The organism is Streptomyces sp. NPDC059080, from assembly GCF_042739975.1.
Classification (GTDB): Bacteria; Actinomycetota; Actinomycetes; order Streptomycetales; family Streptomycetaceae; genus Streptomyces; species Streptomyces benahoarensis.
Genome location: NZ_JBHYGX010000051.1, coordinates 15,621 through 28,523, shown reverse-complemented (window position 1 = coordinate 28,523; position 12,903 = coordinate 15,621). Strand labels below are relative to the sequence as shown.

Annotated in this window: 14 protein-coding genes and 1 pseudogene; 7 read left to right on the top strand and 8 right to left on the bottom strand. The window is 74.3% G+C overall.

The features are described from left to right. The first annotated feature begins 181 nt into the window (after positions 1-181). The 4 genes from ACFWWQ_RS26900 to ACFWWQ_RS26885 are packed head-to-tail and all read left to right on the top strand — an operon-like array spanning position 182 to position 4,705. Positions 182-1,312 carry an alpha/beta fold hydrolase gene (locus ACFWWQ_RS26900; RefSeq protein WP_384601190.1) on the top strand — a complete coding sequence of 377 codons (1,131 nt, stop codon included), beginning with the start codon at positions 182-184 and terminating at the stop codon, positions 1,310-1,312. Further along, positions 1,309-2,733, top strand: a complete 1,425-nt coding sequence (locus ACFWWQ_RS26895; RefSeq protein WP_384601187.1) for an FkbM family methyltransferase — start codon at positions 1,309-1,311, stop codon at positions 2,731-2,733. The genes ACFWWQ_RS26900 and ACFWWQ_RS26895 overlap by 4 nt, the downstream gene beginning before the upstream one ends. After that, the gene (locus ACFWWQ_RS26890) at positions 2,733-3,566 is read left to right on the top strand and encodes a thioesterase II family protein (protein ID WP_384601184.1); all 834 of its coding nucleotides are present in this window, start codon (positions 2,733-2,735) and stop codon (positions 3,564-3,566) included. Before ACFWWQ_RS26895 ends, ACFWWQ_RS26890 begins: the two co-directional genes overlap by 1 nt. After that, on the top strand, positions 3,503-4,705 hold the full coding sequence (locus tag ACFWWQ_RS26885) for an acyl-CoA dehydrogenase family protein (RefSeq protein WP_384601182.1): 1,203 nt from the start codon (positions 3,503-3,505) through the stop codon (positions 4,703-4,705). Before ACFWWQ_RS26890 ends, ACFWWQ_RS26885 begins: the two co-directional genes overlap by 64 nt. 296 nt (positions 4,706-5,001) lie before the next feature. On the opposite strand, the gene ACFWWQ_RS26880 is transcribed toward ACFWWQ_RS26885, so the two are convergent. Then, on the bottom strand, positions 5,002-5,223 hold the full coding sequence (locus tag ACFWWQ_RS26880; RefSeq protein ID WP_384601179.1) for a DUF397 domain-containing protein: 222 nt from the start codon (positions 5,221-5,223) through the stop codon (positions 5,002-5,004). After that, a complete protein-coding gene (locus tag ACFWWQ_RS26875) occupies positions 5,220-6,038 on the bottom strand; it encodes a helix-turn-helix transcriptional regulator (protein WP_384601177.1) in 819 nt (272 codons plus the stop codon). The genes ACFWWQ_RS26880 and ACFWWQ_RS26875 overlap by 4 nt, the downstream gene beginning before the upstream one ends. Positions 6,039-6,184: 146 nt before the next feature. Between ACFWWQ_RS26875 and ACFWWQ_RS26870 the strand changes: the two genes are divergently transcribed. The 3 genes from ACFWWQ_RS26870 to ACFWWQ_RS26860 are packed head-to-tail and all read left to right on the top strand — an operon-like array spanning position 6,185 to position 7,046. Beyond that, positions 6,185-6,376: a hypothetical protein gene (locus tag ACFWWQ_RS26870; protein WP_384601174.1), complete on the top strand. Its 192-nt coding sequence runs from the start codon at positions 6,185-6,187 to the stop codon at positions 6,374-6,376. Next, positions 6,373-6,579: a hypothetical protein gene (locus ACFWWQ_RS26865; RefSeq protein ID WP_384601172.1), complete on the top strand. Its 207-nt coding sequence runs from the start codon at positions 6,373-6,375 to the stop codon at positions 6,577-6,579. The genes ACFWWQ_RS26870 and ACFWWQ_RS26865 overlap by 4 nt, the downstream gene beginning before the upstream one ends. Before the next feature lie 29 nt (positions 6,580-6,608). Further along, positions 6,609-7,046, top strand: a complete 438-nt coding sequence (locus ACFWWQ_RS26860) for a hypothetical protein (RefSeq protein WP_384601169.1) — start codon at positions 6,609-6,611, stop codon at positions 7,044-7,046. Positions 7,047-7,433: 387 nt separating this feature from the next. Here the strand turns inward: ACFWWQ_RS26860 and ACFWWQ_RS26855 are convergent. The 6 genes and pseudogenes from ACFWWQ_RS26855 to ACFWWQ_RS26830 all read right to left on the bottom strand — a co-directional run. Next, positions 7,434-7,583, bottom strand: a pseudogene (locus ACFWWQ_RS26855) (YdcF family protein); the annotation flags it as partial. 15 nt (positions 7,584-7,598) lie between these two features. Next, on the bottom strand, positions 7,599-8,783 hold the full coding sequence (locus ACFWWQ_RS26850) for a lipid-transfer protein (RefSeq protein WP_384601166.1): 1,185 nt from the start codon (positions 8,781-8,783) through the stop codon (positions 7,599-7,601). Beyond that, positions 8,780-9,151 (bottom strand): acyl dehydratase, encoded by a 372-nt coding sequence (locus ACFWWQ_RS26845; RefSeq protein ID WP_384601215.1) that lies wholly within the window; start codon positions 9,149-9,151, stop codon positions 8,780-8,782. Before ACFWWQ_RS26845 ends, ACFWWQ_RS26850 begins: the two co-directional genes overlap by 4 nt. 134 nt (positions 9,152-9,285) lie before the next feature. After that, complete coding sequence (locus ACFWWQ_RS26840; RefSeq protein WP_384601163.1) at positions 9,286-10,410, bottom strand: acyl-CoA dehydrogenase family protein; 1,125 nt, start codon at positions 10,408-10,410, stop codon at positions 9,286-9,288. A 1-nt stretch (position 10,411) separates the two neighbouring features. Continuing rightward, positions 10,412-11,569: a bifunctional MaoC family dehydratase N-terminal/OB-fold nucleic acid binding domain-containing protein gene (locus ACFWWQ_RS26835; protein ID WP_384601160.1), complete on the bottom strand. Its 1,158-nt coding sequence runs from the start codon at positions 11,567-11,569 to the stop codon at positions 10,412-10,414. Beyond that, a complete protein-coding gene (locus ACFWWQ_RS26830) occupies positions 11,566-12,723 on the bottom strand; it encodes an acyl-CoA dehydrogenase family protein (protein WP_384601157.1) in 1,158 nt (385 codons plus the stop codon). The genes ACFWWQ_RS26835 and ACFWWQ_RS26830 overlap by 4 nt, the downstream gene beginning before the upstream one ends. Positions 12,724-12,903: the final 180 nt, after the last annotated feature.

The window sequence follows — 12,903 nt, the reverse complement described above, 5'->3', positions numbered from 1 at the left end:
ACACCCCACACCCCCACCACCCCCCCCCCCCAGCCGCGGGGGGGGGGTCCGTTTCGCTCTCCCCCCCCCCCCCCCCGGGGCGGGCCCCCCCCCCCCCCCCGCGCCGCCGGACACGGCCCTGCGCGAGCTGGCCACGGCGCTGCGGGACACCTCGTCGCTGATCTGCTCGCTGCCCGGCCCGGTGCGCGTCGCGCCGCTGCCCGGCACCGCGCCCTGGACGGCCGCCGCCGGGGACGTCCTGGACCGGCTCACCGGACGGCTCGGCCTGCCCGGCATCGAGGTCGTCCCGGACACCACCGGGCTGTGGGCCGCCGAGGTGGCCGTCGGCCGGCGGCTGGCGCTCGACGCATCCGCGCTGGCCGCGGCGGCCGACGCGCCGTTGGCCGGGCCGGTCCGGGCGGCGTGCGCGGGGCCGCCGGGCGAGCCGGTGGTGCTGCCCGCGTACGACGGCACCCCGCTGCGCGCCTACGCCGCCGGGGAGCCGGGCCGCCCGGCCGTCCTGGTCGTCGGGGCCTGCGGGATGCCGGTCGGTCTGGCCGCGCCGTGGCTGCGGGCGCTGTCCGGCACGTACCGGGTGCTGACCTGGGAGAGCCGCGCGCTGTTCGCACCGCGCGCCAAGGCGGGGCTGCCGCCGCTGCTCGGGTACGGCCTGGCGGAGCAGAGCAGCGATCTGCTGGCCGTCCTCGACGGGTTCGGGGTGGCCGAGGCCCACGTCATGGGCGTGTGCGGCGGCGCGCCCCTCGCACTCGCCGCCGCCGCGGCCTCCCCGCGGATCACCTCACTGAGCCTGTGGCACGGCGACTTCGAACTCGGCGGCGACGCGCCCAAGACCGACCACCAGCGGGACGTGGCGGCGCTGCTGGCCAAGGCCGGACAGGGGCCGGCGCAGGCGGAGGGGCTGTACCGGCTGCTGCGCCACCCCCGGTCGCTGGCGAAGCTGCGGCCGGACGTCGCCCACCATCTGGTCCACCCGTACGCCTCACCCGAACTGCTGCGCCGCTACGGGCTGCTGAACGGCGCGATCATGACCACCGACTGCCGTCCGCCGCTGACCGCGGTGGACCGGCCGGTGCTGGTGGTCACCAGCCCCGAGGACACCACCGCGCACCCGGACGGCTCGGTGCACGCCGCGCGGCTGCTGCGCCGCGCGACGCTGCGATGGCTGCCGCACGGCGACCACCTCACCGCCTTCGACGCCGGGCCGGAGCCGGTGCGCCTCGCCGAGGAGTTCCTGCGCGCGCACACGCCGGGCCACGCCCCTGACCGTCCCACCGCCCGTGACCGTTTCGGCGACCGGAAGGGCCGATCATGACCGCACCGACCCACGGCGTCACCGACACCGCGCGGGCCGCGCGCCCGGCGGACGCCGCCACCGGCGACGCGGTGGCGCGGGCCCTCGCCGCGCACCCCGCGGTCGCCGCCACCGCCGTCCGCGGCCCGTCCGGCCGCCGCACCGCGTATGTGGTGCCCGATCCGCGCCACGCCCCGCAGCTGCACCGCGCGGCGGTCGCCGGGGCGGCGGCGCTGCCCGCCGGTCTGGAGTGGCACGAACCCGCCGACGAGCTGCGGCTGGCGGGCGTCAACCGCACCGAATCCGCCTTCCTGTACCGCGAGATCGTCACCGACCGCGCCTATCTGCGGCACGGCATCGCGCTGCCCGACGACGCGGTGATCGTCGATGTCGGCGCCAACATCGGCATGTTCACCCTGCACGCCGCCCGGCACCGCCCGCGCGCCCGGGTCCTCGCCGTCGAGCCGGTCGCCGAACTCGCCGCGGCCACCGCCGCCAACGCCGCGCTCTACGGCCTCGACGTCACCGTCCTGGCCTGCGCGCTCGGCGCCGTACCGGGCCGGGCGGAGCTGACGTACTACCCCGGCAACAGCGTGATGTCCGGCCGCTACGCGGATGCCGGGGAGGACCTGGAGGTACTGCGCGGCTATCTGCTGACCGGTGAGGGCGGCGGGGCGGGCGGGCAGCTCGACCGGCTGGCCGCCGGGCGGATGGCGGCCGAGCGCCGCGGCTGCGCGGTCCGCACCCTGACCGAGGTGGCCGCCGAGGCCGGGCTGGACCGCATCGACCTGCTGAAGATCGACGTGGAGAAGGCGGAGGCCGATGTCCTGGCGGGCATCGACGAGACGCTGTGGGCGCGGGTGCGGCAGATCGTCCTGGAGGTCCACGACCTGGACGGCCGCCTGGCGCGGATCGTCGGCCAGCTGCGCGACCGGGGCTTCACCGTCACCCACGACCAGGACCCGCGCCTGCGGCTGACGCCCTGTCACAACGTGTACGGGCGCCGCCCGGACGCCCGCCCGGCGCCCCGGGACCCGGCCCCGGCCGACCCGCCGCTCGTCACGGCCCGCGCGCTCGGCGAGCGGCTGCGGGAGCATCTGGCCCGGTGCGCCCCGGACCTCCCGGCGCCCGACCGGTTCGTGCTGGTCACGGAGGTGCCGGAGGAAGAGGAGGGCATACCGGGCGCCGCCTCCCCGGCCGCCTCCGGGACGTCGTCCTCCCGTACCGCCGTCTTCACCGAGATCTGGACGGAGATCTTCGGTCCGGGCTCCGACCGCCCGGACGCGGACTTCTTCGATCTCGGCGGCGACTCCCTGACGGCGGTGCGGCTGCTGACGCTGCTGGAGGACCGGCTCGGCGAGGAGGCACTGGCCCCGGACGCCGTCTTCACCGACGGCACCTTCGCGGGCCTGGCCGCCGCCGTCGAGGCGTCGGACCACTGATGGCCGGGGGGTCCGCCGCCCGCTGGTTCCACCGTCCATTGCCCCGCCCCGGCGCCCGGCTGCGGCTGGTGTGCCTGCCGTGCGCCGGGGGCGGCGCGGCGGCGTTCCGGACCTGGCCGGCGGCGCTCCCCGACGACGTCGAGGTCGTCGCCGTACGGCTGCCGGGCCGGGAGAACCGCACCGGTCAGCCGCCGTACGACCGGTGGCCGCCGCTCGTCGCGGAGCTGGGCGCGGCGCTGGCCGAGGCGGTGGAGCCGCCGTACGTGCTGTTCGGGCACAGCCTCGGCGGGATGATCGGCTACGAGCTGACCGTCACGCCGGGCCCGGCGGCGCCCCCGGAGCGGCTGATCCTGGCGGGCTGCCGGGCGCCGCACGTGCCGCTGCTGGTGCCCGCCGTCCACGCTCTGCCGGACGCGGCGTTCGCCGAGGGGCTGCGGCGGCTGGCCGGGACGCCGGAGGAGGTGCTGCGCAATCCGGCGCTGCTGGCCCTGCTGACGCCGATGCTCCGCGCCGACCTGCGGCTCGCGGAGACCTGGCCGCCCGCCGGGGCGCCGCCGCTGCCGGTGGCGCTGACGACGTTCGGCGGCGCCGCCGACCCGATGGCGCCGCCCGCCGCGGTCGACGGGTGGCGCCGCCACGCCCCGCTCGGGGTCCGCGCCCACCGGCTGCCCGGCGGGCACTTCTTCCCCCGGGAACACGCCGCGGAGTTCCTGCGGCTGCTCGCCGGGGAGCTCCGCGCCCACACTCGCGACGGAAGAGGAACCGCACCATGCGCTCCGTGTACTTCACCGACGCCCACGAGCAGTTCCGCGCCCGGGTCCGCGCCTTCCTGACCACGCATGTGGCCCCGCACGCCGCCGCCTGGGAACGGGAACGGGCGCTGCCCCGCGCCCTGTGGCGGGAACTGGGCGCGGAGGGCCTGCTGGGCCTGGCGCATCCGCGTACGGCGGGCGGCGGGGAGCGCGATCTCTTCACCTCCGTGGTGTTCCTGGAAGAGTTGGGCCGCACCGGCTTCGGCGGGCTGCGGGCGGCGGTCTCCGTCCACGCCTACATGGCCACCCACTACCTGGCGGCGGCGGGCGGCCCGGAGCTGTGCGCGGCGTATCTGGCCCCGGCGGTGCGCGGCGAGAAGATCGCGGCGCTCGCCCTGACGGAACCGGGCGCCGGCGCGGACCTCTCCCGGCTCGCCACCACCGCCGAACGGGACGGCGACCACTACGTCGTCCGCGGCACAAAGACGATGGTCAGCAACGGTACGGCCGCCGATTTCCAGGTGGTGGCGGTCCGTACGGCGCCGCACTCCGGGGCCGGCCGGCGCGGCGCCACCGGCCTCTCACTGCTGGTGATCGACGCCTCGCTGCCCGGCGTCACGGCCCGCCCGCTGCCCACGCTGGGCTGGCGGGCGGCGGGCACCGCGACGGTCGAGTACGACGCCGTACGGGTCCCGGCGGACCGGCTGATCGGCCGCCGGAACAGCGGTTTCTACTACCTGATGCGCGGCCTCCAGCTGGAGCGGCTGGTCGCCGCGGTGCTGGCGCTCGGCGGGATGGAACGGACCCTGGACGACGCCCGCACTGCGGTGGCCGGGCGGGAGCTGTTCGGCGGCACGCTCGGCGCGCTCCAGGCACCGCTGCACCGCCTCGCGGACCTGGCGACGGAGCTGGCGGCCGCCCGGCAGCTCGTCCACCACGCCGCATGGTGCCTGGCGCAGGGCGAGCCGCCGGACACCGCCTGCTCGATGGCGAAGCTCCACACCACCGAACTGGCCTGCCGCATCGCCGAGGCCAACCTCCACCTCCAGGGCGCCCGCGGCTACCTCGACAGCTCGGACGCGGCCCGCGCCCACCGCGACGCCCAGGCGGCCACGCTCGCCGCCGGACCGAGCGAGGTGATGCGCGACCTCATCGGCCGGTCGCTGCTGCGCCCGCCGTACGACACGCCTCCCCGACAAACCCCCAAAAAATCTTCATAAGGGTCTTTTCACCCATGGGGGTGATGAGTATCATAAATAGCAGCCTGCGGGGCGAGCGAGGGAGCTTGACCGGAGCGCATCCGTAAGAGAGAACGCAGATTGTTCTCTCGAATACGCAAGGGCCAGGCTGAGAGGCCGGAAGGTCGGGGAGACCGGAAGGCGACCTCCACCACCTGATGCGGACAATGCCGCCGAAGGAAGCCCACCTCGCAGGTTCGAACGTCACAAGAACCCGACGCCCGGAGCCGCAAGTCGGCCCCGGGCGCCGCCGTGTGTGCGGGCGGGATGGAGCTGAGCTAGATCTCAGAGCCCTTGGCGAACTCCACGAACGAGGTCCAGGACGCCACGGGGAATGCCAGCACGGGACCGTTGAGGTCCTTGCTGTCACGGACGGGGAGGACGCCCAGCCCCGGGACGAGGTTGCGGGCCACCTCGACGCACAAGCCGCCCTCACTGCCGCTGTAGCTCGACTTCTGCCAGTCCGCCCCGGCCAAGTTGTGCTGCGGGTTGGTGCTCATGATGCGTATCCCTCCATTGCGCGACGGATAGTTGACGCCGACTCTTCGGGGCTGAGCGCCATCGTCTGGGCGCGATCGTAGATCAGGCCGTACCGAGCCGCCCTCGCCACTTCTTCCACCAGGTGCCCCATCCATGTGCCCTCCAGATAGGCCACGCTTGGCCCATCCGGCAAGGACAGGATCGCCATCTGGCCGCCGAGGGCTGGGTGTGGCCCCAGGGAGACGGGAATGATCTGAACGAACACGTTGGGGCGGGTGGTCATGTCGAGTATGTGGCCAAGTTGGGCGGCCATCACGCCGGGCTCCCCTACCGGCCGTGACAGGACGACTTCATCGATGATGAACCATGCCGGGGGCGGGTCCTCCGCACGCGTCAGGACCTCCTGCCGCGCCAGCCGTTCCACCAGTGCAGCCTCGGCTTCATCCGGCGCGAGCATGCCCGCACTAAACAAGGACCGGGCGTAGTCCTCGGTCTGAAGCAGCCCAGGAACATAGGTTGTTGAGTACTCGCTGATCGAAACGGCGATCTTCTCGAACTGTACGTACCGATCGAACCCGTTCCTGAGATACGGCGCTTCCTCCGAGAACCGCCAGAACCGTTCAAAGAACCCCGGCGCTGGATCACCGAACGCAAGGTCGATTTTCTGGAAATTCTCCAATGTGCCGGGGACATGCGCCCGCTCGATCTGCGCGACCCGGCTGGGGGACATGCCTGCCTGCCGCGCCAAGTTCTTCTGCGCCCAACCGCGCTCTTCCCTGCGACGGATCAACTCCCCGCCGATGTAGTGCGCGGGCGTCATCGGAGTATCGGCCAAGACGTCATCACCTCATTAACAAGCCCGGATAAAGCTTTAACAGCACCCCGTAAAGAGTTTCACCCTCCGTACGGCCCGGGCTGCCCATTCAGCCCGTGTAGACACTAACCAACCACCAGGGGAACGCAGTTACGGAGGTACGCATCATGCAGAGATTCGCCAAGAGCGAGCTGGCGACGGACACCAAGCTAAGGCAACCCGGCTGGGCCGTCAGCCAGTCGATGAGAAAGGAAAAGAAAGACGCCGGGAGCACCAAGGATCTCCGCGACAAGCTGAACGAGACGAACGCCGCCCGGCGTGCGAACCGTGAGGCTCACGATGGGAGGCCCCTCAAGTGAGCGAGTACACCGTTTGGGCCGATGCCCCCTTCGGCACCAGCGGCCTGCCGGTCCACCAGGACTGCCCCGCGTGCGTCGCCGCAGGCGAGCTGCTGGACGAAGCGGCCAGGACCCGCGACCAGTCCGCCGCCGCAGACGCACGCATCTACCTCCGGGAACACCCCAACCACCGCCCCGGACACGGACGGAAGGCGGCGAAGTGACCCCCCGTAACACCTACGACACGGCAACGATGAAGCTGGCATTCGCCGCCGATGAGGCCCGCCTCCGCATCGACGGCATCGGGGAACGCCAGCTTCTGGCGGACGACGGCACAACCCCTGTCTATCCCGGCATCCCTCTCGGCACCGCCGCGCCGACGGTGGTGCAGCGCATCGCCGATGCGCTGTGGCGAGACCGGCACCACTGCGCCACCAGGACCGTGACACCGCGCCCGCCCGCGTCCGAAGGGGAATGCACGGGCGTGAAGTCGGCGCAGATGCTCCGTGCGTCGCTGCTCAGCTACGGCTACGACGTGGCCGTCTGGGGCACAGGCCGCACCGTGGAAACGGCCCATGTGGTGATCGAGGGATCGTTCCCTGCCGCAGCAGCACAGCAGATGGCCGCCTCCCTGAATGTCTACGACCGCCTCGCGCTCCCGGGCATGCACCAAGGGTGGAGCTATCGCTGACAGCTGCGCCACCTGGCGCTCTCTGTACGAGCGCGGTGCACGGGACGCTGCACAGGGCGCGTTGGCGGCGGGGCGATGGTGGAAGGCGCAAGCCGCCGCGCACGCCGCCGTATGCGTCCACGCGACGGCTCCCGGAAAGACCGTGACACCAAGGAGTCCCCTGATCTCCCAGGGGGACACCGGCATTCAGGGAGAGGGTTCGGCAGAACCCGCCGCAGAGACCCACCAGTGCGACTGGCAGCCGCAGCCGGACGAGGCCCAGCGCTGCACCTGCTGCCGCGCCGTGCGTTACCCGACCTTGCGCGCGCTGCTGGCCCCATGAACTGCCGCTCCGGCCCCGCACCCCGACCCTCCCCGGCGGGCCCGGTGGCCGGAGCGGCGGTTCATGGGCCACTGCTTGCGGCACGTGGCGAAGGCCCGTCGCTCCATGTACGGCATGGTGACCAGTGGCACGAAGCGCGGCCGGACACCGGCGGCGGGGAGGACGTCGCGCGCGTAGGCGATGTTCTGCCCCGTGTTGGCGGCCTTCGGCTCCAGGCGTCGAAGGCTCGCTCACCCCCCGTCCCGCCCCAGGATCAACCCCGACGTGGGCACCCCCGTACCCGCCGTGACGAGGACGTGGGCGGCGTCCGGCACCTGGTTCACGGCGCTGCCGCGCACCTGCCGCACCGCCTCCGCGATGCCGTTCATGCCGTGCAGGTACGCCTCGCCGAGCTGGCCGCCGTGGGTGTTGAGCGGCAGGACGCCGGCCGCGACGAAACCGGCCGCCTCGCCGGGGGCGCAGAAGCCGAACTCCTCCAGCTGCATCAGGACGAACGGGGTGAAGTGGTCGTAGAGGATCGCCACGTCGATGTCGGCGGGGGCGCGGCCCGAGGTGCGCCACAACTGCCGGGCCACAACGCCCATTTCGGGGAGCCCGGCAAGGTCGGACGGGTAGAACTCGTCGCGGTAATAGCTGGTCATCTGCTCCTGGGCGCGGCCCGCGCCCTGGGCCGCCGCGGTGATCAGCGCGGGCGGGCGGCGCAGGTCCCGGGCGCGTGCGGCGGTGGTGACGACGAGCGCCTGCCCGCCGTCGGTCTCCTGGCAGCAGTCCAGCAGGCGCAGCGGTTCGACGATGGGCCGGGAGGCGGCGTGGTCGGCGAGGGTGATCGGGCGGCCGTGGAAGTACGCCGCCGGATTGGTGGCCGCGTACCGGCGTCCGGCGACGGCGACATGCCCGAACGCCTCCGGGGTCAGCCCGTAGGTGTGCAGATAGCGCTGGGCGGCCATGGCGACCCAGGAGGCGGGGGTGAGGAGGCCGGGCGGGAGGTTCCAGCCGAGCGCGGCACCCTCGGCGGACGGTTCGCGGTGCTGTACGCCGGAGCCGAAGCGACGGCCGGAGCGCTCGTTGAAGGCGCGGTAGCAGACGACGACCTCGGCGATGCCGGTGGCGACGGCGAGCGCCGCCTGCTGAACGGTGGCGCAGGCGGCGCCGCCCCCGTAGTGGACACGGGAGAAGAAGGAGAGTTCGCCGATGCCGGTGGCCTGCGCGACGGCGGTCTCGGGGCTGGTGTCCATGGTGAAGGTGACGAGCCCGTCGACGTCGGACGGGGTGAGCCCGGCGTCGTCGAGGGCGGCGCGTACCGCCTCGGCGGCGAGGGTCAGTTCGCTACGGCCGGAGTCCTTGGAGAACTCGGTGGCCCCGATACCGACGACGGCGGCCCGGCCGCCCAGGGTGTCCGCGCGGCGCACGCTCATGGGGCGGCCGTCCCTCCGGTGACGGGCACCGTGAGGGTCGCGGTGCCGGTGACGTGGTGCCCGAGGCCGTTCGCGCCGACCACCCGGACCCGTACGGTCCCGCCGACCGCCTCGGTCACCGTCCCCGTCAACTCCATGGTGTCGCCGGGGTAGTTGGGGGCACCGAGGCGGATGGCGACCTTGCGGAGGACGGCGCCGGGGCCGAAGTGGTCGGTGAGGTAGCGGCCGACGAGGCCGTTGGTGGTGAGGATGTTCATGAAGAGGTCCGGCGAGCCCTTCGCGCGCGCGGCCTCGGCGTCGTGGTGCACGTCCTGGTAGTCGCGGGAGGCGATCGCCCCGGAGACGATCAGGGTGCGGGTGATCGGGATGCGGAGGGGCGGGAGGGTGTCGCCGGGGGCCGGGGCGGCGGTTCCGGTCCCGCGCTCACCGAACCGCCGGGCTCCGTCCGGCCGCTCGTCCGGCCGCTCGTCCGGCCGCTCGTCCGGTCCCTCGTACGCCTCGCTCATGCGGCTTCCTCCCCGTCACTGACGAGCAACTGGCCCAGTTCTTCGATGAGTTGGGCGCCTGCGCCGAGATCGGCGGCGAGCTGGCGTCCCCACAGGAAGTGCCGGTGGACGGGGTGGCCGAGGTCGGCGCCGAGGCCGCCGTGCAGATGCTGGACGGCGTGCACCACGCGGGTACCGGCCTCGGCGGCCCACCAGGCGGCGGTCAGGGCGTGCGGCGCGCCACCACGCGCGGTGTCCCGCCGCCAGGCCGCCTCGTACGCGGTGACCCGGATCGCCTCGGTGTCCAGATGCGCGTCGGCGGCCCGCAGCAGGACGGCCTGGTGGGCGTCGAGCGGCTTGCCGAACTGGTGCCGCTCGGCGGTGTGCGCCACGGCCCGCGCGAGGGCGCCCGCGCAGACGCCCGCCTGGAGCCCGGCGTGCGCGATCCGGGCGCCGGCCAGCACGTCCCCGTACGGGCCGGGGCCGACCGGGTCCGGGGCCGCGCCGAGCCGCTCCGCGGGGGCGTCGGTGACGTCGAGGCGCCCCGCGGACCAGGGCGCGGTGGTCGCGACCGGCGTGACGGCGACGCCCGGCGCATCGGTGCGCAGCAGCCACAGCTCCCGGTCCGCATCGGGCACCAGCACCAGATCCGCGCAGGTCAGCCAGGGGACGACGGGCACGGTGCCGGTCAGGTGGGCGGTGGGCCCGGCCGCCCGGGCGGCCCGTACGGCGGGCGGGCCCGTCGTCGCGCCCCCGGCCGCCCGGGTGGCCCGTACGGCGGGCGGCTCGCCGGTCCCGAAGGCGCCGGTGGCGACGAGCGCGCCGTCGGTCAGGTCCGGCAGCAGCCGCGCCCGCTGCTCCGGCGCCCCGTGCGCGGCCACCGCGAGGATGCCGTACGCGCAGGTCGCGGCCAGCGGCACCTGCGCGGTGGTCCGCCCGGCCTCCTCCAGCAGCAGGACCAGCCCGAGCAGCCCGGTCTCGGTGACGGAGCCCGGCAGTCCGGCCTGGCTCAGGGTCTTCCACAGCGCGGTGTCGGCGTCCGTGCCCAGGGCCGTCAGCCGCTCGGGCGTGGACCGGTCGCCGAAGATCTCCGCGGCGAGCCCGGCCGCCGCCCGCTGCTCCCGCGTCGGCGTGAAGTCCATCTCAGCTCTCCTCCCGGGACGCGTGCGCCCCCGGCTCCGCCCGGAACACCGGCAGCTCCCACGCCCCCTTCGCGTCCGTGACCTGCTGAAACCCCAGCCGTACCGGCATCCCGATCCGCACCGCGTCGTACCGGACACCGGTGACGCCCGCGACCAGCCGCACCCCCTCGTCCAGCGCGATCAGCGCGACCGCGTACGGCGGGTCGAAGGCAGGGAACGGTGGGTGGTGCATGACGACGTACGAGTGGACGGTGCCGGTGCCGGCTGCCGTCACGGTGTCCCACTCCGGCGATCCGCAGCGGGCGCACCCCGGCAACCAGGGCAGCCGGAGCCGTCCGCAGCCGCCGCACCGTTGGACCAGTAGCCGGTGCTCCGCGACGCCCGCCCAGAAACCGGCGTTGTCGCGGTTGATCACGGGGCGGGGGCGGGCGGGGACGGCCCTATGGGGCCCCTTACGGGATGCGGGAGAGGGAGCGGGGGCGGGTTCGGGGGCGGGTTCGGGGGCGGACTCGGGGGTTCCCTTACGGGCCCCGGGCCCGGCCGCCGGCTCTCCCTTACGGGCCCCGGCCCCGGCTTCCGGCTCTCCCCTACGGGCCCCGGCCCCGGAGGCCGATCCCCTCGCACTCCCCACCCCCGGCGCGTACTTCAGGATCCGGAACCGATGCGTCCCCGCCAACTCACCCCCCGCACGCACCTCCATCCGCGTCGTCACGAAGTGCCCACTCCCCAGCTTCGTCGTCTTCCGCGGCGACACCGACTCGATGACCGCGTCGAAGGTGATCTCGTCCCCGGGCCGCAGCGGACGCAGATACTCCTGCTCGCAGTCGGTCGCCACGACGGCGGTGCACCCGGCGCCGTCCAGCAGCGCGAACAGCTCGTCGTACGCGGCCGACCGGCCCTCGTGCCCGGAGAGGCCGCCCATCGTCCACGCCTGGAGCATCGTCGGCGGGGCGACAGCGTCCGGCCCCCGGTACGCGGGGTGGGCGTCGCCCATCGCCTCGCACCAGTGCCGGATCATCGCCGCGTCGACCGGGTCCCTGCCCCGCCCACCGGTCGCCGCGGGCCGCCCCTCGAACGCCTGGAGCCGCACGTAGAGCTCGCCGTCGCCGCTGGTCCCCGCCGTGTGCGGGGCGCCCCGCGCCTCGTCCCCACCGTTCACCGCCGCCCCCTCCGCATCCCCAGCCGCATGGTCGCGACCAGCTCCCGCTGGATCTCGCTCACCCCGCCGCCGAACGTGTTGATCTGCGCCGCGCGGTTCATCCGCTCCAGCACGCCGCCCCCGAAGGCGCCCGGCGAACCGGCCCGGATCAGCGCCGCGTCACCCACCGCCTCCTGGCACAGCCGGTACACCTCGACCGCGCTCTCCGTACCGGCGAACTTCACCCCGGCGGCGTCGCCCGGCGCGAGCGTCCCGGCGCCGACGTCGCCGACCAGCCGCCAGTTCAGCAGCCGGGTCGCGGACAGCCGGGCGTACGCCTCGGCCAGCCGTGCCCGTACCCACGGGCGGTCGGCGGGCCGCCGCCCGGTCGCCGGATCGGGTGTGCGGGCATGGGCCAGCGCCGCCTCGTAGACGTCCTCCGCCTGCATCCCGATGGCGGCGAGCGCGACCCGTTCGTGGTTGAGCTGGTGGGTGATCAGCCGCCAGCCGGTGTTCTCCGCGCCGACGAGGTTGCCGGCCGGGACCCGCACGCCGTCGTAGTACGTCGCGGTCGTCGTCAGCCCGCCGACCGTCTCGATTGGCGTCCAGGAGAAGCCGGGCGCGTCCGTCGGCACCAGCAGCAGGGAGATGCCCCGGTGCTTGGGCGCGTCCGGGTCGGTGCGGCAGGCCAGCCAGATCCAGTCCGCCTGCCGGGCGTTGCTGGTGAAGATCTTCGACCCGTCGATCCGCCAGTCGCCGCCGTCGCGCACCGCGCGGGTCCGCAGCGACGCCAGGTCGGTGCCCGCCTCCGGTTCGGTGTAGCCGATCGCGAAGACGATCTCGCCGCTGAGGATGCGCGGCAGGAAGTACGCCTGCTGGCGCTCGCTGCCGTACGCCATCAGGGTCGGGCCGACGGTGTTGAGCGTGACCATCGAGACCGGCGCGCCCGCCCGGTACGCCTCGTCGAAGAAGACGAACTGCTCGCCGGGACCGCGCCCCTGTCCGCCGAACTCCCGGGGCCAGCCGAGACCCAGCATGCCGTCCGCGCCGATCCGCCGCAGCACGGCCCGCTGCGCGGCGGCCCCGTCGGGCGGCCCGTCCGGCATCAACTCCCGGAAGTACACGCGGAGTTCGGCACGCAACTGCTGCTGGCGTGCGGTGGGCGCGAGATGCACGTCGACGACCTCCCCTTCGGGGCGCGGACGGTGGCGGGGCACGGCAGGCGCCGGGGGAGCGGGTGGCACACGAACCGCACCCTCAGCGGGTGTGTATGTGGCCGCGAAAACACCGGGGGGTGGGAAATTGGGCCGCCCGCGGCGCCCCCGCCCCCCCGGGGCGGGCCCCCCGCCCCCCGC

What these genes read in the sequence shown, in the direction of transcription:
- ACFWWQ_RS26870 (WP_384601174.1), top strand. Translation starts at nt 6,185, where the DNA reads ATGCAGAGATTCGCCAAGAGCGAGCTGGCGACGGACACCAAGCTAAGG.
- ACFWWQ_RS26850 (WP_384601166.1), bottom strand. Translation starts at nt 8,783, where the DNA reads ATGAGCGTGCGCCGCGCGGACACCCTGGGCGGCCGGGCCGCCGTCGTC.
- ACFWWQ_RS26860 (WP_384601169.1), top strand. Translation starts at nt 6,609, where the DNA reads ATGAAGCTGGCATTCGCCGCCGATGAGGCCCGCCTCCGCATCGACGGC.
- ACFWWQ_RS26880 (WP_384601179.1), bottom strand. Translation starts at nt 5,223, where the DNA reads ATGAGCACCAACCCGCAGCACAACTTGGCCGGGGCGGACTGGCAGAAG.
- ACFWWQ_RS26895 (WP_384601187.1), top strand. Translation starts at nt 1,309, where the DNA reads ATGACCGCACCGACCCACGGCGTCACCGACACCGCGCGGGCCGCGCGC.
- ACFWWQ_RS26885 (WP_384601182.1), top strand. Translation starts at nt 3,503, where the DNA reads ATGCGCTCCGTGTACTTCACCGACGCCCACGAGCAGTTCCGCGCCCGG.
- ACFWWQ_RS26890 (WP_384601184.1), top strand. Translation starts at nt 2,733, where the DNA reads ATGGCCGGGGGGTCCGCCGCCCGCTGGTTCCACCGTCCATTGCCCCGC.
- ACFWWQ_RS26840 (WP_384601163.1), bottom strand. Translation starts at nt 10,410, where the DNA reads ATGGACTTCACGCCGACGCGGGAGCAGCGGGCGGCGGCCGGGCTCGCC.